The organism is Streptomyces sp. 135 (genome assembly GCF_020026305.1).
In the GTDB taxonomy this organism is placed as follows: Bacteria; Actinomycetota; Actinomycetes; order Streptomycetales; family Streptomycetaceae; genus Streptomyces.
The window spans coordinates 6,831,700-6,854,549 of the sequence record NZ_CP075691.1 but is presented as its reverse complement, the minus strand read 5'-3'; the positions used below and the strand labels follow the sequence as shown (position 1 = coordinate 6,854,549).

Here is a 22,850-nt window from a genome sequence, read left to right as displayed (position 1 = left end):
CCATACCCGCAGGTCAGAGAGCCGCTTTTCCGCTGCCTTAAAGGACGTAGACCCATGCCCGCCACGCCAGAGAAGCCCGCCCCAGCCACGCCCCGCCGCAAGGCGAGCCGTCACCGCGGCGAGGGCCAGTGGGCCGTGGGTCACTTCACGCCGCTCAATGGGAACGAGCAGTTCAAGAAGGACGACGACGGTCTCAATGTGCGGACACGTATTGAGACGATCTACTCGAAGCGTGGCTTCGACTCCATCGACCCGAACGATCTCCGTGGGCGGATGCGCTGGTGGGGTCTTTACACCCAGCGCAAGCCCGGCATCGACGGCGGCAAGACGGCGATCCTGGAGCCGGAGGAGCTGGACGACGAGTACTTCATGCTGCGCGTGCGCATCGACGGCGGGCGGCTGACCACCGAGCAGCTGCGCGTCATCGGCGAGATCTCCGAGGAGTTCGCGCGCGGCACCGCCGACCTCACCGACCGGCAGAACGTGCAGTACCACTGGATCCGCATCGAGGACGTCCCCGAGATCTGGCGGCGGCTCGAAGCCGTGGGGCTCTCCACCACCGAGGCCTGCGGTGACACGCCGCGCGTCATCCTCGGTTCGCCGGTCGCCGGTGTCGCCGAGAACGAGATCATCGACGGCTCCCCCGCGATCGACGAGATCCAGCGCCGCTTCATCGGCAACCCCGAGTTCTCGAACCTGCCGCGCAAGTTCAAGACCGCGATCTCCGGCTCCCCGCAGCTGGACGTCGCGCACGAGATCAACGACGTCGCCTTCGTCGGCGTGCACCACCCCGAGCACGGCCCCGGCTTCGACCTCTGGGTCGGCGGCGGCCTCTCCACCAACCCGAAGCTGGGCGTGCGGCTCGGCGCCTGGGTGGCGCTGGAGGACGTACCGGACGTCTACGGCGGCGTCATCGGCATCTTCCGCGACTACGGCTACCGGCGGCTGCGCAACCGCGCCCGCCTGAAGTTCCTCGTCGCCGACTGGGGCCCGGAGAAGTTCCGCCGGGTCCTGGAGGACGAGTACCTGAAGCGGAAGCTCACCGACGGGCCCGCGCCCGAGCAGCCCGCCGGCACCTGGCGCGACCACCTCGGCGTGCACCGGCAGAAGGACGGCCGTTTCTACGTCGGCTTCGCGCCCCGCGTCGGCCGCGTGGACGGCGCCACCCTCACGAAGATCGCCGAGGTCGCCGAGGCGCACGGCTCGGGGCGGCTGCGCACCACCGCCGAGCAGAAGATGATCGTGCTCGACGTGGCCGAGGACCAGGTCGACCCGCTCGTCTCCGCCCTGGAGGCGCTCGACCTGAAGGTCAACGCCTCGCCGTTCCGGCGCGGCACGATGGCCTGCACGGGCATCGAGTTCTGCAAGCTCGCCATCGTCGAGACCAAGGCGCGCGGCGCCTCGCTCATCGACGAACTGGAGCGCCGCATCCCGGAGTTCGACGAGCCGATCACCATCAACATCAACGGCTGCCCGAACGCCTGCGCCCGCATCCAGGTCGCCGACATCGGCCTCAAGGGCCAACTGGTCCTGGACGACGACGGCAAGCAGGTCGAGGGCTACCAGGTGCACTTGGGCGGCGCGCTCGGCCTCGACGCCGGCTTCGGCCGCAAGGTCCGCGGTCTGAAGGTCACCGCGGACGAACTGCCCGACTACGTCGAGCGGGTCCTCAAGCGCTTCCAGGCGCAGCGCGCGGACGGCGAGCGGTTCGCCACGTGGGCCGCCCGCGCCGACGAGGAGGCCCTGACATGAGCGAGCGCGCGGCCCCCTTCCACTGCCCCTACTGCGGCGACGAGGATCTGCGTCCGAACGAGACCGGGCACGGCGCGTGGGAATGCGCGGCGTGCAATCGGGCCTTCCAGCTGAAGTTCCTCGGGCTGCTCGCCCGGGGCGTTCAGCGCACCGACGGTGGAAGGGACGGGTCATGACGACCACTCAGCAGAAGGAACAGCGTACGGACGAGGAGTTGAAGGCGCTCGCCGAGCGGGCCGGCCGTGACCTGGAGGACGCCTCCGCCCTGGAGATCCTCCAGTGGACGGCGGCCACCTTCGGCAAGCGGTTCTGCGTGACCTCCTCGATGGAGGACGCGGTCGTCGCGCACCTCGCCTCGCGGGCCATGCCGGGCGTCGACGTCGTGTTCCTCGACACCGGCTACCACTTCCCCGAGACGATCGGCACCCGCGACGCCGTCGAGGCCGTGATGGACGTCAACGTCCTCACGCTGACGCCTCGTCAGACGGTGGCCGAGCAGGACGCCGAGTACGGTCCGCGGCTGCACGACCGCGACCCGGATCTGTGCTGCAAACTGCGTAAGGTCACGCCGCTCGAAGAGGGTCTGGCACCATACGCCGCATGGGCCACGGGATTGCGCCGCGACGAGTCGCCGACCCGCGCGAACACGCCGGTCGTCGGCTGGGACGAGAAGCGCCGGAAGGTCAAGGTCTCGCCGATCGCCCGCTGGACGCAGGAGGACGTCGACGCGTACGTCGCCGAGCACGGCGTGCTCACCAACCCCCTCCTGATGGACGGTTACGGCTCGGTGGGCTGCGCTCCGTGCACCCGCCGTCTGCTGGAGGGCGAGGACGCGCGGGCCGGCCGCTGGGCCGGGAACGCCAAGACCGAGTGCGGGATCCACGGATGACCGCGGCAGAGCAAGAGACTCAGGAGAACCACGTGAGCGGAGCCACCGTCTGGCTCACCGGCCTGCCCAGCGCCGGCAAGACGACCATCGCGTACGAACTGGCGGGCCGCCTGCGCGAGGAGGGCCGCCGCGTGGAGGTCCTCGACGGCGACGAGATCCGCGAGTTCCTCTCGGCGGGCCTCGGCTTCAGCCGCGAGGACCGGCACACCAACGTGCAGCGCATCGGCTACGTGGCCGAACTCCTCGCCCGCAACGGCGTGTTGGCGCTGGTGCCGGTCATCGCGCCGTACGCGGACAGCCGTGAGGCGGTCCGCAAGCGCCACCAGGCGAACGGCACCGCGTATGTGGAGGTGCACGTCGCGACGCCGGTCGAGGTCTGTTCCGTACGCGATGTGAAGGGCCTGTACGCCAAGCAGGCAGCGGGTGAGATATCCGGGCTCACCGGGGTCGACGACCCCTACGAGGAGCCCGTCTCGCCCGATCTGCGCATCGAGTCGCAGGACCAGACGGTGCGGGAGTCCGCCGCGGCCCTGCACACGCTGCTCACCGAGAGGGGTGTCCTGTGAGCGACGCATGCGCGGCCGCCCGGCCGCTGACGACCACGAGGCCCGCGCCTCTGCGCCGTGCAGGCGCAGAAGCGAACGAAAGGGGTGCAGCATGACGACCGTCGCCACGACGCCCGGCGAGGGCACCAGCAGCCCCTACGCCCTCAGCCACCTGGACGCCCTGGAGTCCGAGGCGGTGCACATCTTCCGCGAGGTGGCGGGCGAGTTCGAGCGGCCGGTGATCCTCTTCTCCGGCGGCAAGGACTCCATCGTCATGCTGCACCTGGCGCTGAAGGCGTTCGCCCCGGCGGCGGTCCCCTTCTCGCTGCTGCACGTGGACACCGGGCACAACTTCCCCGAGGTCATCGAGTACCGCGACCGGGCGGTGGCCCGGCACGGGCTGCGGCTGCACGTCGCGTCCGTGCAGGAGTACATCGACGCCGGAAAGCTGCGCGAGCGCCCCGACGGCACCCGTAATCCGCTCCAGACCGTGCCGCTCACCGAGAAGATCCAGAGCGAGAAGTTCGACGCGGTCTTCGGCGGCGGGCGCCGCGACGAGGAGAAGGCCCGCGCCAAGGAGCGGGTGTTCTCGCTGCGGGACGAGTTCTCGCAGTGGGACCCGCGCCGCCAGCGCCCCGAGCTGTGGCAGCTCTACAACGGCCGCCACGCCCCCGGCGAGCACGTCCGCGTCTTCCCGCTGTCCAACTGGACCGAGCTGGACGTGTGGCAGTACATCGCCCGCGAGAACATCGAACTCCCCGAAATCTACTTCGCGCACGAGCGGGAGGTGTTCAAGCGCTCGGGGATGTGGCTGACCGCCGGCGAGTGGGGCGGCCCGAAGGACGGCGAGAGGGTCGAGAAGCGGCTGATCCGCTACCGCACCGTGGGCGACATGTCCTGCACCGGCGCCGTCGACTCGGACGCCACCACGCTGGACGCCGTCATCGCCGAGATCGCCGCCTCCCGCCTCACCGAACGCGGGGCCACCCGGGCCGACGACAAGCTCTCCGAGGCCGCGATGGAAGACCGCAAGCGCGAGGGGTACTTCTAACCATGAGCAACACCACCGCCACCGCGGAGCAGTTGGGTGACCTGTCGGCCACCACACTGCTGCGCTTCGCGACCGCCGGGTCCGTCGACGACGGCAAGTCCACCCTGGTGGGCCGCCTCCTGCACGACTCCAAGTCGGTCCTCACCGACCAGTTGGAGGCCGTCGAGCGCGTGTCCGCCAGCCGCGGCGCCGACGCGCCCGACCTGGCGCTGCTCACCGACGGCCTGCGCGCCGAGCGGGAGCAGGGCATCACCATCGACGTGGCGTACCGCTACTTCGCCACCGCCCGGCGCCGGTTCATCCTGGCCGACACCCCGGGCCACGTGCAGTACACCCGCAACATGGTCACCGGCGCGTCCACGGCCGACCTCGCCGTCGTCCTGGTCGACGCCCGCAACGGCGTCATCGAGCAGACCCGCCGCCATGCCGCGGTCGCCGCCCTGCTGCGCGTGCCGCACGTTGTCCTCGCCGTCAACAAGATGGACCTGGTCGCGTACGACGAGCAGGTCTTCGCCGGGATCGCCGAGCAATTCACGGCGTACGCGGGCGAGTTGGGCGTCCCGGAGATCACCGCGATCCCCATCTCCGCGCTCGCCGGTGACAATGTCGTCGAGCCGTCCGCGAACATGGACTGGTACGGCGGCCCCACCGTCCTTGAGCACCTGGAGACGGTCCCGGTCAGTCACGACCTGACCTCCTGCCACGCGCGGCTGCCCGTGCAGTACGTGATCCGGCCGCAGACCGCCGAGCACCCCGACTACCGCGGCTACGCGGGGCAGATCGCCGCCGGCACCTTCCGCGTCGGCGAGTCCGTGACGGTCCTGCCCTCGGGCCGCAGCTCGAAGATCACCGGGATCGACCTCCTTGGCAAGGCGGTGGACGTGGCGTGGACGCCGCAGTCCATCACCCTGCTCCTGGAGGACGACATCGACATCTCCCGGGGCGACCTCATCGTGCCGAGCGGTGACACGCCGCCCACCTCGCAGGACATCGAGGCGACGGTCTGCCATGTCGCCGACACGCCGCTGAACGTCGGCCAGCGGGTGCTGCTCAAGCACACCACCCGCACGGTTAAGGCGATCGTCAAGGAGATCCCCTCCCGGCTGACCCTGGACGACCTGTCCCAGCACCCGGAGCCCGGGCAGCTCGTCGCCAACGACATCGGGCGCGTGAAGGTCCGTACCGCCGAGCCGCTGGCGCTCGACGCGTACGCGGACTCGCGGCGCACCGGGTCGTTCCTCCTGATCGACCCGGCGGACGGCACGACGCTCGCGGCGGGCATGGCGGGCGAGGCCTTCGCCACCGCCGCCGAAGAGGCCGCCCCGGCCTCCGACGACGACGGCTGGGACTTCTGACATGGCCCGCACCGACATGTTCTCGACCTTCGCGAAGGAGGGCGGCCGCATCGGCAGCGGCGCCCTCGGCAGCGGGCAGGGCGGGGTCGCGCGATGTGCGGCGTGACGCCTGCGGCGGGGGCGGTGCACGCGCACCGCCTGCGCGCCCACGGCCACCCCGCCTTGAGGGGTGGCCCCGTACGACGTACGCGAAGACGAAGACCTGCCGACCTCCCGGCCACGACCTGACGGCGTGCGCCCGGGCCGACGAGAGGAAGACCTCCCGTGCCTGCACCACGTACCCGACGCGCCGCCCTGCTGGCGCTGCCGCTGCTGGCCCTGACACTCGCCGCCTGCGGCTACGGCTCCGAGGCCTCCGTCGACGAGGACAAGTCCAAGATCGCCGCGGGTGCGAAGAAGATCGACGGCCTGGACAGCGTGCGGATCGGGTACTTCCCGAACCTCACGCACGCCACCGCCCTGGTCGGCAACCGCGAGGGCCTGTTCCAGAAGGAGCTGGGGGGTACGGAGGCGAAGTACTCGCAGTTCAACGCGGGCCCCTCGGAGATCGAGGCGCTGAACGCGGGCTCGATCGACATCGGCTGGATCGGCCCGTCGCCCGCCATCAACGGCTACACCAAGTCCGCGGGCAAGAACCTGCGCATCATCGGCGGTTCGGCCTCCGGCGGCGTGAAGCTCGTGGTGGACCCCAAGAAGATCAAGTCCCTGGACGACGTCAAGGGCAAGAAGATCGCGACGCCGCAGCTCGGCAACACCCAGGACGTGGCGTTCCTGAACTGGGTCGCCGAGCGGGGCTGGGACGTCGACGCGCAGAGCGGCAAGGGCGACGTGTCGGTGGTGCGCACCGACAACAAGATCACCCCGGACGCCTACAAGTCCGGTTCCATCGACGGCGCGTGGGTGCCCGAGCCGACCGCGTCCAAGCTGGTCGCCGAGGGCGGCAAGGTCCTCCTCGACGAGGCCGACCTGTGGCCCGACAAGAAGTTCGTGATCACGAACATCATCGTGAAGCAGAGCTTCCTCGACGAGCACCCGAAGGTCGTCGAGGCCGTGCTGCGCGGCGCCGTGCGGACCAACGCCTGGATCGAGAAGAACCCGGACAAGGCGAAGGCCGCTGCGAACGCCCAGCTCGAGGCGGACTCCGGCAAGGCCCTGCCCGCCGAGGTGCTCGACCCGGCGTGGACGTCCATCACCACGACCGACGACCCGCTGGCCGCCACGCTGGAGGCGGAGGCGGACCACGCGGTCAAGGCCGGCCTGCTGGAGAAGCCGGACCTGCGGGGCATCTACGACCTCCGTCCGCTGAACAAGGTCCTGCGCGCCGAGGGCAGGCCCCCGGTCGACGACGCCGGTCTCGGCGTCAAGTAGCCCGTCCAGAAGCCGAGTTCCCAGGAGGTGACGACCATGGCGACCACTCTCGCCAAGGCCGCGGAGGACATCCGCACCGCGACAACGCACGCCGCCCGGATCGAGCACGTCTCGAAGTCCTTCGCCGGACCCGCCGGGTCACAGCTCGTCCTCGACGACATCTCGCTCGATGTCGCGCCGGGCGAGTTCGTCACCCTCCTCGGGGCCTCGGGGTGCGGGAAGTCGACGCTGCTCAATCTGGTCGCCGGGCTCGACAAGCCCTCGGCGGGCGCCATCACGACGGACGGCCGTCCGGCCCTGATGTTCCAGGAGCACGCGCTCTTCCCGTGGCTGACCGCGGGCAAGAACATCGAACTGGCCCTGAAGCTGCGCGGCGTACCGAAGGCGGAGCGCCGCCCGAAGGCCGAGGAGCTGCTGGAACTCGTCCGGCTGCACGGCGCGTACCGCAAGCGGGTGCACGAACTGTCCGGCGGCATGCGCCAGCGCGTGGCGCTGGCGCGGGCCCTGGCGCAGGACAGCCGGCTCCTGCTGATGGACGAGCCGTTCGCGGCGCTCGACGCGATCACCCGCGACGTGCTGCACGACGAGCTGACCCGCGTCTGGCGCGAGACGAACGTCTCCGTCCTCTTCGTCACGCACAACGTCCGCGAGGCCGTGCGCCTCGCCCAGCGCGTCGTGCTCCTCTCGTCGCGTCCCGGCCGGGTGGCGCACGAGTGGCAGGTCGGCATTCCGCACCCGCGCCGCATCGAGGACTCCGCCGTGGCGGAACTGTCCGTCGAGATCACCGAACAACTGCGTGGGGAGATCCGCCGCCATGGCCAGCACTGAGACGTCCGGTCCGGTCAGTGAGACGGTCGGTCCGCCCGGCGGGACGCCCGTGAAGGAGGACGGCCAGGACCTCGCCGGCCTGGAGGCGGGCCTCGACGCCCTGGAGACGACCGCGGGGCCCACCCGCACGCCGGTGCGCCAGGTCCTGACGCAGAAGGTGCTGCCGCCGCTCACCGCGGTGCTGCTGGTCCTGGTGGTCTGGCAGGTGCTGGTCTCCTTCAAGGTGGTCGACGACCCGAGCAAGCTGCCCTCGCCGTCCGCGGTGTGGGACGAGGTGCGCACGGCGTGGTTGCAGGGCACGCTCCTCGACTACATCTGGACGTCCGTCTCACGCGGCCTGCTCGGCTTCCTGCTCGCCCTCGCGATCGGTACGCCGCTCGGCCTGATCGTCGCCCGCGTGCGGTTCATCAGGGCCGCGATCGGACCGATCCTCTCCGGTCTCCAGTCGCTGCCGTCGGTGGCGTGGGTGCCGCCCGCGGTGCTGTGGCTGGGCCTCAACAACCAGATGATGTACGCGGTGATCCTGCTCGGGGCGGTGCCCTCCATCGCCAACGGCCTGGTGTCGGGCGTCGACCAGGTGCCGCCGCTGTTCCTGCGCGCGGGCCGCACGCTCGGCGCGACGGGGCTGCGGCACACCTGGCACATCGTGCTCCCGGCGGCGCTGCCCGGCTATCTGGCGGGGCTCAAGCAGGGCTGGGCGTTCTCCTGGCGTTCCCTGATGGCCGCGGAGATCATCGCGTCGTCGCCGGAGCTGGGCGTGGGCCTCGGCCAGCTCCTGGAGAACGGCCGCAACGCCAGCTCCATGCCGATGATCTTCCTCGCCATCTTCCTCATCCTGATCGTCGGCATCGCCATCGATCTGCTCATCTTCAGCCCGTTGGAGCGGCGCGTGCTGCGCGGCCGCGGGCTCCTCGTGAAGAGCTGACCCGCCATGCGACGTCCCGTACTTCTCGTCATCGCCCACGGCAGCCGCGACCCGCGGCACGCCGCGACCGTGCACGCGCTGGCGCGCCGGGTACGGTCGCTGCGCCCCGGGCTGCGGGTGGAGACGGCCTTCCTCGACTTCGACACACCCTCCGTACCGGCCGTGCTGGACCGGCTCGCGGCCGAAGGCGTACGGGACGTCGTGGCGCTTCCCCTCCTCCTGACGCGCGCGTTCCACGCGAAGGCGGACATCCCCGCGGTGCTGCGCGAGGCCCCCGCGTGTCTGCGCATCCGCCGGGCGGCGGTCCTCGGCCCGTCGCCGCTCCTCCTCTCGGCCCTGGAGCAGCGGTTGTACGAGGCGGGGCTCGACCCCGCCGACAAGTCCTCGACCGGGGTCGTGCTGGCCTCGGCGGGGTCCTCCGACCCGGAGGCGATCGCAGTGATCGCTGACATCGCGCGGGAGTGGCGGCACACCGGTTGGTGCGCCGTGCGGCCTGCGTTCGCCTCCGCATCTCTGCCGCGCACGGAGGACGCCGTGCGCGCGCTGCGGGACGTACCGGAGGTACGGCGGGTGGCCGTCGCCCCCTACGTCCTCGCGCCCGGCTTCCTGCCGGACCGCATCGCGCGGGGCGCCGCCGGGGCCGACGTACTGGCGGACGTGCTCGGCCCCGCACCGGCGGTGGCGCGGCTGCTCGTGCGGCGCTACGAAGAGGCGTACGCGCCGGACACCTGCCCTGTTGCTCCTCTGGCGCGGATTCCCGCACTGGCCTAGCTTGTGGGTCCATGACCCCGAGTCGTTCCCGCACGCTCTGGCTGCGGACCGAACCCCTGCACGCGGTGATCTACTTCGAGGAGCGCTGCCGCGGCCTCGGCCGGGCGGTGGGCCTCAAGGGCTTCTGGATGGGGTACTTCGCCGCCCGCACCGCGCCGATGGGCCGCGTGGGGCCCGGCGTCGCCTCGGCGGCGCTCGGCGTCTTCGCACCGGGCATGGTGGCGCGCGCCCTCCCCTCGGCCTGGGAGTACGCCTCGCCGGACCGCGTCGTCGAGGAGCGGGCCCGCCTCACGGCCCGCGCGCTGCGCCAACTGGTCCCGGACATCGCGGTGTTGACCACGGCGGCGAACGGACCACTGACGGCCCTGGTCGAGGAGGCTCCACCGCTGGCCCGCCCGCTCTTCGCCGCCAACCGCGACCTGACGGACCGCGTGGACCCGGTGGAGCGCCTATGGCAACTGGTCACCTGCGTACGGGAGTTCCGCGGCGACGCCCACATCGCGGTCCTCGCCGACCACGGCCTGGACGCCCGCGAGGCCCTCGCCCTGGCCGCCGCGACCGGCAGGGTGGACGCGGCCCGCATCCGCCAGGACCGCGGCTGGACGGAGGAGGAGTGGCAGACGGCGGCGGACCGCCTGCGCGGCCGCGGCCTGCTCGACACGGCGGGCCGCGTGACGGAACGGGGCCTGACGGAACGCGAGTTGATAGAGGACGACACGGACCGCCTGACGGACCGCCTCCTGCGCCCCCTTCCCAAGCCCACCACGGACACCCTCCTCACCGCCCTCCACCCGGCGGCCCGCGCCATCGTGAACTCCGGCATCGTGCCGTTCCCCAATCCGATCGGGTTGCCGCGGGTGGTGGGGTGAAACCGCTTGCCCCCGCCCGCCCCCGCCCCCTACCGTCTCGCGGATGACACCCGAACTGCGGTCCGAACGTCTTTCGCTCTCGGCCTATGTCGCCGCCGACGAGGCACATTTCGTCGCGCTGTTCCAGGACGAGGCCGTGGGGCGCTGGTTCGGGGACGGGGTGCAGAGCGCTGCCGAGGACCGGGCGTTGTTCGGGCGGATATTCAGCCTCATCTATGCCGAGGAGCGCTTCCCCGTCTGGGCGGTGCGGTACGAGGGGCGCTATGTCGGGCACGCCGAGATCAAGCCTTCTCCGGAGAGCTGGCTCGACGGCCACGAGATCGTCTACGGGCTGACCCGGGAGAGCTGGGGCCTCGGACTCGGGACCGAGCTGGCGCGGCTTCTGACCTCATACGGCCATGAGGCGCTGGGGCTCGCCGAGGTGCACGCGACCGTGGACTCGGAGAACACCGCCTCCCTCTCCGTCCTCAAGCGCCTCGGCTACACGCAGGGCCGCGCCGTGCCCGAGGACAACGGCAGGACCACCCTGCTGCTCACCTCCCGGCTGCCCGCCGCGCCGCCCGCCGGCGGCTGAACCGGCGGCGCCCTCAGGAGAAGTCGAGGCCGCCCGTCCGGGTGCGCTTCAGCTCGAAGAGGTCCGGGTGTCCCGCCAGGACCCGGAAGGCGTCGAAGAGCCGGGCCGCCTCCTCGCCGCGCGGGATCGCGCGCAGCACGGGGCCGAACCAGGCGGTGCCGTCGACGTGGATCGTCGGGGTACCGACGTAGCCGTCGGCCCGCGGGTCCTTGCCGGCGTCGTGGCTGCGGCGCAGCGCCTCGTCGCCGGCCGCGTCGTCCGCCGCGGCCGCCAGTTCGCCCGGCAGGCCCAGCTCGGCCAGGGACGTCGCGGCGACCTCCTGGTAGTCCTCGTTCTTGTCCTGGTGGATCCGGGTGCCGAAAGCGGTGTAGAGGTCGCGGAGGGTCTTCTCGCCGTACCGTTCGGCGACGGCCGCGGCGATCCGCGTGAGGCCGAGCGAGCGGTCGACCAGATCCCGGTACCAGTCCGGCAGGTCGTTGCCGGCGTTGTGGAAGTACAGGCTCATCACGTGGAAGCGGAGGTCGAGGTCGCGGTGGCGTTCGACCTCCAGCATCCAGCGTGAGGTGATCCAGGCGAAGGGGCAGGCCGGGTCGAAGTAGAAGTCGACGCGGGCGCGGGAGTCCAGTGGCACGGCTGTCTTGGTCATGCCGGGACATTAGCCAGCGAGTGGCGCTCGCCAGTGGGCCATTGCGGGGCTGTCCCTATGGGCCACTTCTGCGGCTGCCGAACCTCTCGTGCGCGTACGAGCCCGCGCTCTCACTCTTCGGTGAACAGCGTCCCCTGGTGGAACCAGAGCCGCCACCCGTCCTCCGTACGCCGCCACAGCGAACTGCGGTGCGCCCGGCGGCCGTTGTCGTCCGTGTCGAAGGTCAGGTGCACGACGTCGTCGGCCAGCTGGACGCCGCGCATGTGCGAGGTCGTCGTGGGACGGCTCGCGGGCGCCGGCGCGGCCGTGAGGACCCGTACGATCGAGTTCCGGTCCCAGCGCGTCCCGGAGGCCCCGAACTCGGTGAACTCGGGGTGCAGCAGCGCCTCGAAGAGAGCGGGCGAGGCGCGCACCTCCGGGTCGAGGAGGCGCAGCTCGCCCTCGATGGCGGCTTCCACGGCGGGGGTGCGGTCAGTCACGGGTCATCTCCACGAGCCGGGTGACGGTGTTCCAGTTTCGGGTGGTGGCGACGAGGCCCTTGGTCAGGGCGGGCCGCGACAGCTGTTCGGCGAGCTTGGAGCGGCCGAGGCCGTCGGGTGCGTACAGGTAGAGTGCGCGGTCGCCGAGTCTGAATTCCTCGGGGAGGCAGGAGGTTTGGTCGATGGCGGCGAAGCGGGCCGCGTCGACCGGCGCGGAGAAGTAGGTGACGTGGAGCTGCTTGCCCTGGAGTCCGGCGGCCGGGAAGGGGCAGGCGTCCGCCACCGCCCGCAGATACGCGCCGTCGCGCACCAGCACGTCGACGGCGAAGCCGAGCTCCTCCTCGATCGCCGCCCGCAGTCCCGCGGCGAGCGAGACCTCGTCGCCCCGGGCCGCGGTGAAGACGGCGTTGCCGCTCTGGAGGTACGTCTGTACGCCGCCGTGCCCGAGCCCCTCCAGGAGCGCGCGCAGCTGGGCCATCGGCACCTTCTTGTGGCCGCTCACGTTGATGCCGCGCAGCAGCGCCGCGTATCTCTTGGTCACCATGCGCACACGATAGAGCGGCCGCCGTGCCCCGTGGGGGTGGGCACGGCGGCCGCGGCTCAGCGGGCGGCGAGGATCACTCGACGACCTTCAGGAGCTTGTTGGGCGTGCCCTCGCTCGGGTTGGAGATCTTGTCCGGGGTGGCGCCGTCGGTCAGGGCCTTGGCGACGTCGGCGGGCTTGGCGTCCGGGTGGGCGGCGACGTAGAGGGCGGCGGCGCCCACGACGTGCGGGGTCGCCATCGACGTGCCGGAGATGGTGTTGGTGGCGTCGTCACCGGTGTTCCAGGCGGACGTGATGTCCGAGCCCGGGGCGTAGATGTCCACGGCGGAGCCGAAGTTGGAGAAGTCGGACTGCGCGTCGTCCTTGGTGGAGGAGGCGACGGTGATGGCCTCCTGCACGCGGGCCGGGGAGCCCTGGGAGGCGTCGGCCGACTCGTTGCCGGCGGCCACCGCGTAGGTGACGCCCGAGGCGATCGACTTCTGGACGGCCGCGTCGAGCGCTTCGTCCGCGCCGCCGCCGAGGCTCATGTTGGCGACGGAGGGGCCCTGGTGGTTCTTGGTGACCCAGTCGATGCCCGCCACGACCTGCTCGGTGGTGCCGGAGCCCTGGTCGTCCAGGACACGGACGGCGACGATCTTCGCCTTCTTGGCGACGCCGTGCGCGTCACCGGCGATGGTGCCGGCGACGTGCGTGCCGTGGCCGTTGCCGTCGTCGGCGTTGTCGTCGTTGTCCACGGCGTCGAAGCCGGAGACGGCGCGGCCGCCGAAGTCCTTGTGGCTGACGCGGACGCCCGTGTCGATGACGTACGCGGTGGCGCCCTCGCCGCCCGCGTCCGGGTAGGTGTACTTCTTGTCGGCCGCGGTGTCCGCCTGGTCGATGCGGTCCAGGCCCCACGACGGCGGGTTGTCCTGGGTGGCGTCGATGGTGAACTTCTTCGACTGGACGACCTTGCCGACGGCCGGGTCGGCTGCCAGGCGCTTGGCCTCGGTCTCGGTCAGGCCCTTGGCGGAGAAGCCATTGATCGCGGAGGAGTAGTTCCGCTTGAGCTCGCCGCCGTACTCCTCGGCGAGGTCGGACTTGGCGTCCTTGTTCACCTTCTCGTCGAGCATCACGATGTAGCTGCCGGCGACGGCGCCCTTGGCGTCCAGGCCGTACACCTTGCCCTCGGCGGGGGTGGCCGCTCCGGCGAACGAGGTGGCGAAGACCGTCACACCGACCGCGGTGGCGGCGGTGGCTATCGCGGCGGTGAGCTTCATCGTGCGAGCGCGCTTGTGTGTTGCCATGAAGAGGGGTCTCCTCAGTGCTGTGTGGGGGGTGTGGGGGGTATTCAGCTGTCTTGCCAGAGCTGTGCCACGGCGACAAGTTCGTCGCGACGCGCCCTGACGCCCGGAAGATCTCCGGGTGTTGGGACGAAACCCTGACCGATTGACGCGCGCAGATCAATACCTTCATGCAGCTGTGACTTGTTCAACAAGGTTCTGTAATAACAAACCGGCCCCGGCATGACGGAACGGACATCTGGGGACCCACCCACCCCAACTCCAGGTAACAGCAAGCGTTTTGCACCCCATACGCAACACCGGGCGGGCCGGGGGAATCCCCGGCCCGCCCGGCGTCGTACCGGCCCGTGCGGTCAGGCCGCGACCGGCACCTTCTTCTCCTCGAAGGAGTCGATGGTCCGAGTGAAGTCCCTCGTCGAGAGCAGCAGCTTGTAGATGATGGCGAGCTCGAACACGAGCAGCAGCGCGCCGGACACGATCGTCGCGGGCACCACGACGTCGAAGAGCGGGCCGATCATGAAGACGCCCATCTGGAACTCGATGCCGCTCACCAGGTGCGCGCGGATGCGGTGGCGCAGCAGGAAGGAGCGGGCCCGCAGGTAGGCCGGAAACTTCTGCCGGAACTCCTGGTGCAGGTCGATCACCTGGGGCTTGGGGGCCACCGGTGCCGCCTCCCCGTCGACACCGGTGGCCACGGGCTCCTGCGGGTCGTAGGCGGCCTCGCCCGCGGCCCGCTGGAGGTCCTGCTCGATGTCCGCCGAGGGGTTGTCCCGCAGCAGGTCCTCCATGAAGGCGAGCTCCGCCTGGTTCTGCGCGCGTCGCGCGGCCCTCATGCGCGACTTGATCTGCTTGCGCATGGAGTGGCGGATCTTGAAGATCTCCAGCGAGTTGATGTACCGCAGGGTGTCCAGCGCCACCACGACGAGCGCGAGCCAGATGTACAGGGTGTCGCCGGTGCGCTCGTACTGGCCGCCCATCAGGGCGACGCCGCACACCATGACGCGGATGCGGTCGAAGACGAAGTCGAGCCAGGCGCCGAAGACCGAGCCCTGCCCGGTCAGACGGGCGACCTTGCCGTCCATGCAGTCGAGGATGAAGCTCAGGTGGTAGATGACGGCGCCGAGGGCGAGCCACTTCCAGTCGCCGAACGCGAAGCACGCGGCGGAGCCGAGACCGAGAAGGAACGCGCCCCACGTGATCTGGTTGGGCGTGATTCTCGTACGCATCGCGGTGAACCGCACGAGCGGCGTGGCGACCGGGTCGACAAGCAACACGGTCCACCACGCGTCGCGCTTCTTCTGGGTGATGCGACGCACCTCGGCGAGGGGCGGTATGTCTCGACGCATGTGGGGTCAACTTCCTGGCGTTCGACGAAAGTTCATTTCACGCTAGGGAAGTATTCGCCCAAGGAACAAGATCTACGGAGTGCAACCTTTCACCGGGGGTAACGGTCAACTGTTCGGAGCAAGTCAATGGCCATTCCAGGACATTGGTGCGTTACCAGAGTGTTATCGAATGAGTGGAACCTCGAACCACGTCACGGAGCGTCACGTCACGACCGCTCGGCCCGCGCCTTCGCCAGCTCCTCCTCGATGAGGTCGGCCGCCATCCGGGTGCCGCCCTCCGCCGCCATCGAGGCCTGGATCCCGGACAGCCTGCGGGCGACTTCCGGATCCTCGACCAGCGCGAGAACCGCCTCGCGCAACGCCTCGGCGGTCGCCTCCTCCCTCGTCAGATGACGGGCGACGCCGAGCCCCTGCAACATGTCGGCGTTGCCGAACTGGTCGGCGGCCTGCGGCACCGCCACCATCGGTGTCGCGGTGGCGAGCCCCTCCTGACTGCCGCCCGCGCCGGCGTGCGTGATGAACGCGTCCGCCTTCCGCAGGACCGCCAACTGCGGCACCCACCGGTGCACTTCGACGTTCGCCGGCACCTCACCGAGCTCCCCCGCGTCGACGTGCTTGCCGATCTGGAGCACGACGTGCCAGCCCGGCAGGCCCCCGAAGGCCTTGACGCACTCGCGGTAGAAGTCGGGCTGTTTGGTGAAGGCCGAACCGAGCGAGACGAGCAGCACCCTGCGCGCACCGGCGGGCCGCTCCCACTCCCCCTGCTCCGCGCGCTCGCCCTGGCAGGCGCCGACGAAGGTGTGCACGCGCCCGTCGACCCGGTCGGCGAACGGCTGGAGGGCCCTCGGGATCAGCACCAGGGAGCGCGGGGGCCGGGCGACGAAGGAGTCGGGGCCCTGGGTGATGCCGTTCTCCGCGAGCCAGGAGGTGAAGCGCGCCAGGTAGGCACGGCCGCGCTCGGAGGCCCTCAGCTGCGCCTTCGTCGGCTCGGCGACCTCCTCCTCGTATCCGTCCCAGGCGACGAGGTTCGGTGAGAGGGAGATCTCGGGGACGCCCCAGCGGCGGGCCAGGACGCGCGCGGGGTAGGACGTGATGTCGTACAGGACGAGGTCGGGTTCGTCGCCCTCGTAGGCACGGGCCAGCTCCGGCAGGGCGTGGATCGCGTCGGTGAGGAACGGTTCGAGGTTGTCGACCAGTTCCGTGCCCCAGGCCTCCGGGTCGTCGTCCGGTGACGGCAGGGTCGTCTCGTAGGGTCTGGGCTCGGCGCCGGTCTCGGCGACCTTCTCCGCGAAGACGTGCGGGATGGCGTACGTGACGCGGTGACCGCGGGCGACGAGTTCCCGGAGGACTTCGAGGCTCGGGTTCACATGCCCGTGGGCGGCGATCGAGAACATGGCGATGTGGGCGGGGCGAGGCGGGGTCATGCACCGATCTTAAACGAGACGAGACGTCTCGTGCAATCCACTTCGCATCCCACTGCCGCCCCCTCCCCCTACTCGACGCCCGCCTCGCGCTCCGCGGCCTCGTTGTAGCGCAGCAGATACTCCGCGAACTGCGACAGGTCGGGCCCGCTCCAGTCCGCCAGCCGCTCCTGGAACGCCACCCTGCGGGCGGCGCCGACCTGCGCCAGCACCTCGTGGCCGCGCTCGGTGAGGTGCAGGACGTGCACCCGGTGATCGGCCGGGTCGAGCCGCCGCTCGACGAGCCCGGCCTTCTCCAGCGCCCCCACCTGTCGGCTGATCGTCGACTTGTCGAGGGTGTAGTGCGCGGCCAGATCCGTGGCCCGGCAGCCGCCCTGGTGCTCCAGATGACCGAGCAGCGTGAAGGAGACGAGCGAGAGCTCGGGGTGCATCCGGGCAGCGGTGGCGCGCGCCCGCCGGGCAAAGGCCGTCATCTCGCGCTGAATGATCTCGATGGAGTCGCCCCGCGCCCCGGCCGCCGGCCCGGACCTGTCTCGATCGGTCACGATTTCTCCCTCTCCCTAGATGGTTGTAGAGTACAACATAGAAGAGGGTTGCATATACCAACCATCTGTCTTGCTCATCTGCCCCGACCAACCGAACCGGAGTGCTCCATGTCCGCCACCGCGGAAGCCGCGGCCGCAGCCGCCCCCCGAACACGCGACGTCCTGCGCCACGTCCTCCTCCACCTGGTGACGCCCCTCCTCATGTGCCTCGGTATGGGCCTCGCCTACATGGGCGCCTTCGTCACACCCGAGCCGAACGACATGCCTATCGCGGTCGTCGGCTCGGGCCCGCAGGCCAAGGTCCTCGCGCAGACCGTCGAGGACAAGGCGGGCGACGCGCTCGATGTACGCACCCTCCCCGACCGGGAGCACGCCGTCGACGCGCTCAAGTCCCTGGACATCGCCGGGGCCTTCGTGCCCGACGCCAGGACGCCCGAGCTGATCGTGGCCTCCGCCGGATCCGACATGAGCGCGTTGGCGGCGCAGAAGATCTTCACGCCGCTCGCGGCCGAGCAGGGCGCCCCGCTGAAGGTCACCGATGTGGCGAAGCCGGTCGCCGACGACCCGACGGGGCAGGGCCTGTTCTTCCTGCTCGTCGCCGTCAGCATCGGTTCGTACGCCTCCGTGGCCGTGCTCGGCGCCGCCGGGGCCGGGCTGCGGATGCGGGCCCGTGCGGGGCTGGTCGTGGGGGTCTCCTTCGCCGTGAGCCTGATCGGCGCCGCGCTCGCGGGGCCGATCTTCCACCTGGCGCACCAGGGCCTGTGGGGCGTGTGGGCGATGTGCTGGCTCTACTCGGCCGGGGTCCTCTTCATCGGCGTAGGCCTCCACACCTTCCTCAAGCGCTGGACGACGCTGACGATGATGGTGCTGTTCGTGATGCTCAACTTCACGACGTCCGGCGGTCTGTTCCGGCCCGAGCTGCAGAACGGCTTCTTCGGCTCGCTGCACGCGTTCTGGAACGGCGCGGGCTTCGTCGAGGGCGTCCGCAGCCACCTCTACTTCGGCGGCCACGACCTCGGCTCGCACGTCTGGACGCTGGCCGGCTGGCTGGCGCTCGGGGTGCTGCTCGTCGGCGTCGCGGGGCTCTGGGAGCGGCGCGGGCGCGGGGCGGCTGTCGCGGCCGCCCGCGAGGCGGACCGGGCGGACCAGGAGGAGGAGATGGAGGAGTCGGTGGGAGTGTGACGCCCCGGGCGACACCCCCGCCTCACCTCACCGGTCACATCAGGGCCCCGTCAGGCGCGTACGTCACGCTGCCGCTGTCCGACAGCCGCGTCGGGCACGGCAGTGCGTGCCCGGCAGACCCAGGGAGTGACCGTGTCCATACGACCTTTACACGTACGCCGCGGAAGAACGAGGACGTGGGGCGTGGGGGCCGCCGCCCTCGCGGTGGTGCTGGCCTGCGCCGGACAGGCACCGGTGTCGGCCGCCGACGCCCCCGGCACCGCGGGCTTCGAGCGGGTGAACGTCGCCGGCGACGGCACGCAGGCGGACGAGGTCAAGTGGCGCGCGGACGCTCCGGCCATCAGCTCCGACGGGAGGTACGTCGCGTTCACCTCGACGGCGGCCAACCTCGTCCCCGGGGACACGAACGGCTCCCTCGACGTGTTCGTCAGGGACCGGCAGGCGAGGACGACCGAGCGCGTGAGCGTGTCCGGCTCGGGAGGCCAGGCGTCCGGTGAGGCCTCGGGGACAGGACTCGCCATCAGCCCGGACGGCCGCTACGTCGTCTTCGGGTCGAACGCGGACAACCTCGTCCCGGGTGACACCTGGACCCCAAGCCCGGACCACCGTCCGTCGCGACCCACCAGTCGTTCAGCCCCGACGGCCGCTATCTCTCCCACACCGTCCACGCGAAGGGCGGTCTCGTCCTGTACGACATGGAGACCCGCACCGGCCGCAGGCTCGGCACCTTCCACGGCGACGCCCCGGCGCTGAGCACCGACGCGCGGCGGATCGCCTTCACGTCCGGCGACACGAACCTGGTCCCGGGGGACACCAACGGCGAGACGGACGTCTTTGTATCGTCCCAATCCGTACCCACGCGGACAGGGCGGTCTACGATCCGGCCATCAGCGCGGACGGCCGCCATGTCGCCTTCGAGTCCGATGCCGCAAACCTGGTGCCGAACGACACGAACACGAGCCGGGACCTCTTCGTCCGAGACCTCCAGACCCGGACCACCGAACGCGCCAACGTGACCGACGACGGCACCGAGGAGAGCGGTCTATCTACGCGCGCAGACGCGCAGTACGTCTTCTTCTACAGCAGCCAGAACAAGCTGGTGCCCGGCTTCGACGACGACCAGACCGCCATCTACGCGCGCGACCGCGAGACCCGCACGACAAGCGTCGTGAGCGATCCCGTCGCCGCCCACAGGGAAACGGCCTTCGACCCGGTGATCACCCCGGACGCGCGCCACATCGCCTTCAACTCCAGCTCGGACAAGCTGGTGCCGGACGACACCAACGGGGACCAGGACATCTTCGTCCGTACGCGCGACTGAGCGGGGCGGCCAGGCCGGTCGTCGCGACCACGCGGCGAGGTCGGTCTCGGACCGCCCCGTCGCCGCCGTCGCACGGCCTAGCGCTGGTACCGGGCAAGCACCAGATTGCCGTCCTTCACCAGTCGCTTCCGCAGCTCGTCGAGGCCGATCGCCCCGCTGTAGTACTCCTGGAACGCGGGGGTGGCGACCTTGTCCTTCCACTCCGGATAGCCCCGCACGGACTGGGCGGGGGCCGAGCGCAGGTCCTCGGCGAGGGCCGTGCCCACCGCCCAGTCGTTCTTCTCCGTGTGCAGCGCGGGGTCCTTCAGGGCCTTCTCGCCGGTCGGCAGCATCCAGTCGCCGCGCGCCAGCTTCACCATGTTCTGCGGCTGGAGGAAGAAGTCGATGAACTCGGCCGCCGCCTTCTTGTGCGGGCTGTCCTCGGATACGGAGAGGGTCTGCGGGCTGACGCCCTGCGCGAGCCCCTCGGAGCCGGCGGGCGCGGGCAGTACCTGCCAGTCGAAGCCCTTCGGTGCCTGCTGGGCGATCTGCTGGCGGTAGGAGAAGCCGAGCGGGACCATCGCGTACTTGCCGCCGAAGAAGCCGGGCAGGGTGTCGGAGCCGCCCATGCCGAGGGTCGTGCCGGAGGCGCTGTTGTCGTCGTTGACCTGGTCGTGGACCGTGCGGGGCATGATCGCGTCGGCCTCGCCGAAGCGGACGTCGACCTTGCCGTCCGCACCGCGGTGGAACATCCGGCCGCCCGCCGACAGGGAGAGGTTGAGCGTCGCGGAGACCGGCTCCTTCAGGGGCCAGGCGACGCCGTATTTCCCGTCCTCCCCGTCGCCGAGTTCCTTGGTGACGGCCCTGAACTCCGCCCAGCTCCAGGGCTTCTGGGGGGTGGGGATCCGTACGCCCGACTTCTTCAGCCACTTCGCGTTGGCGATCAGGACGCGCGGCTCCTGGAGGAACGGCACGCCGTAGACCTTGCCGCCGAAGGTCGTCGTCTCCCAGCTGCGCTCGGGGATGTCGGACTTCAGGCGGTCGGGGAGCAGCTCGCCGAGGTCCGCGAGATAGCCGCCGTAAGCGAAGTCGGCGAGGTCGTCCGAGGCGTCGTGGATGATGTCGGGCGCCTCACCGCCCTCGAAGGAGGTGAGCAGCTGGTCGTGGACGCTGTCCCAACTGCCCTGGACGTACTCGACCTTGACGTCGGGGTGGGTGGCGTTCCACTCCTCGACCAGGGCTTTGTTGGCGTCGACGGACTCCTTCTGCCAGGCCAGGGACTGGAACTGGAGGGTGATCTTCCCGTCGTCGTCGCTGCCGGAGTCACCGGTGCATCCGGTCAGGAGCAGGGCGAGAGCCGAGGCGGCGGTCACCAGGCGCGCGCGCAGGGGGCGCATCACGCCTTCACCGCCCCGGCCAGCATGCCGCCCGTGATCCGCTTCTGGATGATGGCGAAGATGACCAGCGAGGGGATGGTCGCGAGGAACGCCGCGGCGGCGAGCGGCCCGAGGTCCGCGACGCCCTCGGCGCCGATGAAGCGGTTCAGGATGACCGGCAACGTCTGCTTCTCCGGGGTCTTGAGCAGGACGAGCGCGAAGAAGAACTCGTTCCATGCGGTGATGAAGGCGAACATCGCCGTGGCCACGACGCCGGGCGCGAGGAGTGGGGCGACGACCGACACGAACGTCCGTACCCTGCCCGCGCCGTCGACCGCCGCCGCCTCCTCCAGCTCGGCGGGGACCGCGCGGACGTACCCGACCAGCATCCACAGCGCGAAGGGCAGCGACCACACCACGTACACCATGATCAGGCCGAGCAGGGAGTTGATCAGGTGGAGGTTCTTCAGGATCAGGAAGAGCGGGATGATGATCAGGACGAACGGGAACGCCTGGCTGATCACCACCCACCCGGTGGCCGCCTTCGCCAGGCGCGTGCGGTGCCTGGCCATGACGTACGCCATCGGCGTGGCGATGACGACGGCGATCAGGGCCGCGCTGAGCGCAGCGAGCAGGGAGTTCCCGGCGGCCTGGAGGAGCGGCTGCTCGTCGAAGGCCTGCCGGAAGTTGTCCAGCGTCGGGGACTTCGGGATCCAGGTGGGGTGCAGGCTGCCCAGTTCCCGCGCGGGCTTGAAGGCCGTGGAGATCAGCCAGAGGAACGGGAAGGCGAGGAAGACGAGATAGGCGGCGAGCGCCGCGTACTGCGCGGCGCGCGTCGCCTTCTTCGTACGCATCATGCCTCGTCGCCTCCCTTCAGCCGGCCCGCGAGGTAGAACGCGAGGATCACGGAGATCACGGCGACCATCACGCAGCCCATGGCCGCGGCGTAACCGAACTGGCCGTAGCGGAACGCCTCTTCGTAGGCGAAGAGCATGGGCAGGCGGGTGCGGCCGCCGGGGCCGCCCTGGGTGAGGACGTAGACCAGGGCGAAGGAGTTGAAGTTCCAGATGAAGTTGAGCGCCGTGATGGCGAGGGCGACCGGCTTGATCGCGGGCCAGGTGACCGTGCGGAAGCGGCGCCAGGCGCCCGCGCCGTCCATCGCCGCGGCCTCGTGCAGCTCGCGCGGCGTGTTCTGGAGTCCGGCGAGGAGCGCGACGGTGGTCTGCGGCATGCCCGCCCAGACGCCGACGACGATCACGGCGAGGAGCGCGGTGCCCGTGCCGGTCAGCCAGTCCTTGCCGTCGCCGAGGCCGAGGTCGGCGAGCGTTTCGTTGAGGACGCCCGCGTCCGGGTGGTAGACGAGGCGCCACATGATGCCGACGACGACCTCGGGCATCGCCCAGGGGATGATCGCGAGCGCCCGCGCCAGCCAGCGGAAGCGGAGGTTCTGGTTGAGCAGCAGCGCCAGGCCGAGCGCCAGCAGGAACTGCGGCACGGTGACGCCGAACGCCCACAGCAGGCCGATGCGGAACGAGTCCCAGAACAGCGTGTCGTGCAGCAGGTCCTGGAAGTTGAGGGCGCCGATCCACTGGGTGGGTTCGGTGCGGCCCGACTGGGAGTCGGTGAAGGCCAGCGCGATGCCGTAGAGGAGCGGGCCGACGCTGAGGACGAGGATCGGGATCAGCGCGGGCAGGACCAGGAACCACGCGCCGTGGTCCGCGGGCGGCTGTCCCGGCGTGCCTCTCGCTGACCGCTTCGTCGCGGTCGCCAATGTCACGGAATCGGCTCCTTCGGGCGGCTCGTAC

The 22,850-nt window shown here is 70.6% G+C and carries 25 protein-coding genes; 15 read left to right on the top strand and 10 right to left on the bottom strand.

Features of this window, described 5'->3' with window-relative positions; translation table 11 throughout:
• Positions 1-54 precede the first annotated feature (54 nt).
• The 12 genes from KKZ08_RS30800 to KKZ08_RS30745 all read left to right on the top strand — a co-directional run bounded on the left by KKZ08_RS30800 (position 55) and on the right by KKZ08_RS30745 (position 10,927).
• Positions 55-1,752, top strand: coding sequence for a nitrite/sulfite reductase (locus KKZ08_RS30800; protein WP_223777538.1), 1,698 nt, complete (start codon positions 55-57; stop codon positions 1,750-1,752).
• Entirely contained in the window at positions 1,749-1,928 is a 180-nt protein-coding gene (locus tag KKZ08_RS30795) for a hypothetical protein (RefSeq protein ID WP_223777537.1), read from the top strand. The genes KKZ08_RS30800 and KKZ08_RS30795 overlap by 4 nt, the downstream gene beginning before the upstream one ends.
• Entirely contained in the window at positions 1,925-2,641 is a 717-nt protein-coding gene (locus KKZ08_RS30790) for a phosphoadenylyl-sulfate reductase (RefSeq protein WP_223777536.1), read from the top strand. The genes KKZ08_RS30795 and KKZ08_RS30790 overlap by 4 nt, the downstream gene beginning before the upstream one ends.
• Positions 2,638-3,207, top strand: a complete 570-nt coding sequence (gene cysC, locus KKZ08_RS30785; protein WP_223777535.1) for an adenylyl-sulfate kinase — start codon at positions 2,638-2,640, stop codon at positions 3,205-3,207. The genes KKZ08_RS30790 and cysC overlap by 4 nt, the downstream gene beginning before the upstream one ends.
• Positions 3,208-3,298: 91 nt before the next feature.
• On the top strand, positions 3,299-4,237 hold the full coding sequence (gene cysD, locus KKZ08_RS30780; protein WP_223777534.1) for a sulfate adenylyltransferase subunit CysD: 939 nt from the start codon (positions 3,299-3,301) through the stop codon (positions 4,235-4,237).
• A gap of 2 nt (positions 4,238-4,239) precedes the next feature.
• Positions 4,240-5,592, top strand: a complete 1,353-nt coding sequence (locus tag KKZ08_RS30775; RefSeq protein ID WP_223777533.1) for a GTP-binding protein — start codon at positions 4,240-4,242, stop codon at positions 5,590-5,592.
• A gap of 264 nt (positions 5,593-5,856) precedes the next feature.
• A complete protein-coding gene (locus KKZ08_RS30770) occupies positions 5,857-6,960 on the top strand; it encodes an aliphatic sulfonate ABC transporter substrate-binding protein (protein WP_223777532.1) in 1,104 nt (367 codons plus the stop codon).
• 36 nt (positions 6,961-6,996) lie between these two features.
• Positions 6,997-7,788, top strand: a complete 792-nt coding sequence (locus tag KKZ08_RS30765) for an ABC transporter ATP-binding protein (RefSeq protein ID WP_223777531.1) — start codon at positions 6,997-6,999, stop codon at positions 7,786-7,788.
• On the top strand, positions 7,775-8,713 hold the full coding sequence (locus KKZ08_RS30760) for an ABC transporter permease (protein ID WP_223777530.1): 939 nt from the start codon (positions 7,775-7,777) through the stop codon (positions 8,711-8,713). The genes KKZ08_RS30765 and KKZ08_RS30760 overlap by 14 nt, the downstream gene beginning before the upstream one ends.
• A gap of 6 nt (positions 8,714-8,719) precedes the next feature.
• A complete protein-coding gene (locus KKZ08_RS30755) occupies positions 8,720-9,484 on the top strand; it encodes a sirohydrochlorin chelatase (protein ID WP_223777529.1) in 765 nt (254 codons plus the stop codon).
• An 11-nt stretch (positions 9,485-9,495) separates the two neighbouring features.
• Positions 9,496-10,353 carry a hypothetical protein gene (locus KKZ08_RS30750; protein WP_223777528.1) on the top strand — a complete coding sequence of 286 codons (858 nt, stop codon included), beginning with the start codon at positions 9,496-9,498 and terminating at the stop codon, positions 10,351-10,353.
• Between the two features lie 43 nt (positions 10,354-10,396).
• Positions 10,397-10,927 carry a GNAT family N-acetyltransferase gene (locus tag KKZ08_RS30745; RefSeq protein WP_223777527.1) on the top strand — a complete coding sequence of 177 codons (531 nt, stop codon included), beginning with the start codon at positions 10,397-10,399 and terminating at the stop codon, positions 10,925-10,927.
• 13 nt (positions 10,928-10,940) lie between these two features.
• On the opposite strand, the gene KKZ08_RS30740 is transcribed toward KKZ08_RS30745, so the two are convergent.
• The 7 genes from KKZ08_RS30740 to KKZ08_RS30710 all read right to left on the bottom strand — a co-directional run bounded on the left by KKZ08_RS30740 (position 10,941) and on the right by KKZ08_RS30710 (position 17,115).
• Positions 10,941-11,573, bottom strand: coding sequence for a DsbA family protein (locus tag KKZ08_RS30740; RefSeq protein WP_223777526.1), 633 nt, complete (start codon positions 11,571-11,573; stop codon positions 10,941-10,943).
• 110 nt (positions 11,574-11,683) lie between these two features.
• Positions 11,684-12,052 carry a DUF4440 domain-containing protein gene (locus KKZ08_RS30735; RefSeq protein ID WP_223777525.1) on the bottom strand — a complete coding sequence of 123 codons (369 nt, stop codon included), beginning with the start codon at positions 12,050-12,052 and terminating at the stop codon, positions 11,684-11,686.
• Positions 12,045-12,596 carry a DUF1697 domain-containing protein gene (locus tag KKZ08_RS30730; protein ID WP_223777524.1) on the bottom strand — a complete coding sequence of 184 codons (552 nt, stop codon included), beginning with the start codon at positions 12,594-12,596 and terminating at the stop codon, positions 12,045-12,047. The genes KKZ08_RS30735 and KKZ08_RS30730 overlap by 8 nt, the downstream gene beginning before the upstream one ends.
• Positions 12,597-12,669: 73 nt before the next feature.
• On the bottom strand, positions 12,670-13,878 hold the full coding sequence (locus tag KKZ08_RS30725; RefSeq protein ID WP_223777523.1) for a S8 family peptidase: 1,209 nt from the start codon (positions 13,876-13,878) through the stop codon (positions 12,670-12,672).
• A 350-nt stretch (positions 13,879-14,228) separates the two neighbouring features.
• Positions 14,229-15,221 (bottom strand): CDP-alcohol phosphatidyltransferase family protein, encoded by a 993-nt coding sequence (locus tag KKZ08_RS30720; protein WP_223777522.1) that lies wholly within the window; start codon positions 15,219-15,221, stop codon positions 14,229-14,231.
• Between the two features lie 206 nt (positions 15,222-15,427).
• Positions 15,428-16,645 (bottom strand): macrolide-inactivating glycosyltransferase, encoded by a 1,218-nt coding sequence (gene mgt / locus KKZ08_RS30715; RefSeq protein ID WP_223777521.1) that lies wholly within the window; start codon positions 16,643-16,645, stop codon positions 15,428-15,430.
• Between the two features lie 68 nt (positions 16,646-16,713).
• Positions 16,714-17,115, bottom strand: a complete 402-nt coding sequence (locus tag KKZ08_RS30710; protein ID WP_223779254.1) for a MarR family winged helix-turn-helix transcriptional regulator — start codon at positions 17,113-17,115, stop codon at positions 16,714-16,716.
• Between the two features lie 180 nt (positions 17,116-17,295).
• Between KKZ08_RS30710 and KKZ08_RS30705 the strand changes: the two genes are divergently transcribed.
• The 3 genes from KKZ08_RS30705 to KKZ08_RS30695 all read left to right on the top strand — a co-directional run bounded on the left by KKZ08_RS30705 (position 17,296) and on the right by KKZ08_RS30695 (position 19,690).
• Positions 17,296-18,369 carry a hypothetical protein gene (locus KKZ08_RS30705; protein WP_223777520.1) on the top strand — a complete coding sequence of 358 codons (1,074 nt, stop codon included), beginning with the start codon at positions 17,296-17,298 and terminating at the stop codon, positions 18,367-18,369.
• A 183-nt stretch (positions 18,370-18,552) separates the two neighbouring features.
• Positions 18,553-19,122, top strand: coding sequence for a hypothetical protein (locus KKZ08_RS30700; protein ID WP_223777519.1), 570 nt, complete (start codon positions 18,553-18,555; stop codon positions 19,120-19,122).
• 184 nt (positions 19,123-19,306) lie between these two features.
• Positions 19,307-19,690 carry a hypothetical protein gene (locus KKZ08_RS30695; protein ID WP_223777518.1) on the top strand — a complete coding sequence of 128 codons (384 nt, stop codon included), beginning with the start codon at positions 19,307-19,309 and terminating at the stop codon, positions 19,688-19,690.
• Between the two features lie 77 nt (positions 19,691-19,767).
• On the opposite strand, the gene KKZ08_RS30690 is transcribed toward KKZ08_RS30695, so the two are convergent.
• The 3 genes from KKZ08_RS30690 to KKZ08_RS30680 are packed head-to-tail and all read right to left on the bottom strand — an operon-like array spanning position 19,768 to position 22,822.
• Positions 19,768-21,066, bottom strand: a complete 1,299-nt coding sequence (locus KKZ08_RS30690) for a sugar ABC transporter substrate-binding protein (protein ID WP_223777517.1) — start codon at positions 21,064-21,066, stop codon at positions 19,768-19,770.
• Positions 21,066-21,899, bottom strand: a complete 834-nt coding sequence (locus tag KKZ08_RS30685; protein ID WP_223779253.1) for a carbohydrate ABC transporter permease — start codon at positions 21,897-21,899, stop codon at positions 21,066-21,068. Before KKZ08_RS30685 ends, KKZ08_RS30690 begins: the two co-directional genes overlap by 1 nt.
• Entirely contained in the window at positions 21,899-22,822 is a 924-nt protein-coding gene (locus tag KKZ08_RS30680) for a sugar ABC transporter permease (RefSeq protein ID WP_223777516.1), read from the bottom strand. The genes KKZ08_RS30685 and KKZ08_RS30680 overlap by 1 nt, the downstream gene beginning before the upstream one ends.
• Positions 22,823-22,850 lie beyond the last annotated feature (28 nt).

Bases quoted from the DNA above. Each gene is read 5' to 3' on its own strand.
- KKZ08_RS30800 (WP_223777538.1), top strand. From the start codon at position 55: ATGCCCGCCACGCCAGAGAAGCCCGCCCCAGCCACGCCCCGCCGCAAG.
- KKZ08_RS30795 (WP_223777537.1), top strand. From the start codon at position 1,749: ATGAGCGAGCGCGCGGCCCCCTTCCACTGCCCCTACTGCGGCGACGAG.
- KKZ08_RS30790 (WP_223777536.1), top strand. From the start codon at position 1,925: ATGACGACCACTCAGCAGAAGGAACAGCGTACGGACGAGGAGTTGAAG.
- cysC (WP_223777535.1), top strand. From the start codon at position 2,638: ATGACCGCGGCAGAGCAAGAGACTCAGGAGAACCACGTGAGCGGAGCC.
- cysD (WP_223777534.1), top strand. From the start codon at position 3,299: ATGACGACCGTCGCCACGACGCCCGGCGAGGGCACCAGCAGCCCCTAC.
- KKZ08_RS30775 (WP_223777533.1), top strand. From the start codon at position 4,240: ATGAGCAACACCACCGCCACCGCGGAGCAGTTGGGTGACCTGTCGGCC.
- KKZ08_RS30765 (WP_223777531.1), top strand. From the start codon at position 6,997: ATGGCGACCACTCTCGCCAAGGCCGCGGAGGACATCCGCACCGCGACA.
- KKZ08_RS30760 (WP_223777530.1), top strand. From the start codon at position 7,775: ATGGCCAGCACTGAGACGTCCGGTCCGGTCAGTGAGACGGTCGGTCCG.
- KKZ08_RS30755 (WP_223777529.1), top strand. From the start codon at position 8,720: ATGCGACGTCCCGTACTTCTCGTCATCGCCCACGGCAGCCGCGACCCG.
- KKZ08_RS30750 (WP_223777528.1), top strand. From the start codon at position 9,496: ATGACCCCGAGTCGTTCCCGCACGCTCTGGCTGCGGACCGAACCCCTG.
- KKZ08_RS30745 (WP_223777527.1), top strand. From the start codon at position 10,397: ATGACACCCGAACTGCGGTCCGAACGTCTTTCGCTCTCGGCCTATGTC.
- KKZ08_RS30740 (WP_223777526.1), bottom strand. From the start codon at position 11,573: ATGACCAAGACAGCCGTGCCACTGGACTCCCGCGCCCGCGTCGACTTC.
- KKZ08_RS30730 (WP_223777524.1), bottom strand. From the start codon at position 12,596: ATGGTGACCAAGAGATACGCGGCGCTGCTGCGCGGCATCAACGTGAGC.
- KKZ08_RS30725 (WP_223777523.1), bottom strand. From the start codon at position 13,878: ATGGCAACACACAAGCGCGCTCGCACGATGAAGCTCACCGCCGCGATA.
- KKZ08_RS30720 (WP_223777522.1), bottom strand. From the start codon at position 15,221: ATGCGTCGAGACATACCGCCCCTCGCCGAGGTGCGTCGCATCACCCAG.
- mgt (WP_223777521.1), bottom strand. From the start codon at position 16,645: ATGACCCCGCCTCGCCCCGCCCACATCGCCATGTTCTCGATCGCCGCC.
- KKZ08_RS30710 (WP_223779254.1), bottom strand. From the start codon at position 17,115: ATGACGGCCTTTGCCCGGCGGGCGCGCGCCACCGCTGCCCGGATGCAC.
- KKZ08_RS30705 (WP_223777520.1), top strand. From the start codon at position 17,296: ATGTCCGCCACCGCGGAAGCCGCGGCCGCAGCCGCCCCCCGAACACGC.
- KKZ08_RS30690 (WP_223777517.1), bottom strand. From the start codon at position 21,066: ATGCGCCCCCTGCGCGCGCGCCTGGTGACCGCCGCCTCGGCTCTCGCC.
- KKZ08_RS30685 (WP_223779253.1), bottom strand. From the start codon at position 21,899: ATGCGTACGAAGAAGGCGACGCGCGCCGCGCAGTACGCGGCGCTCGCC.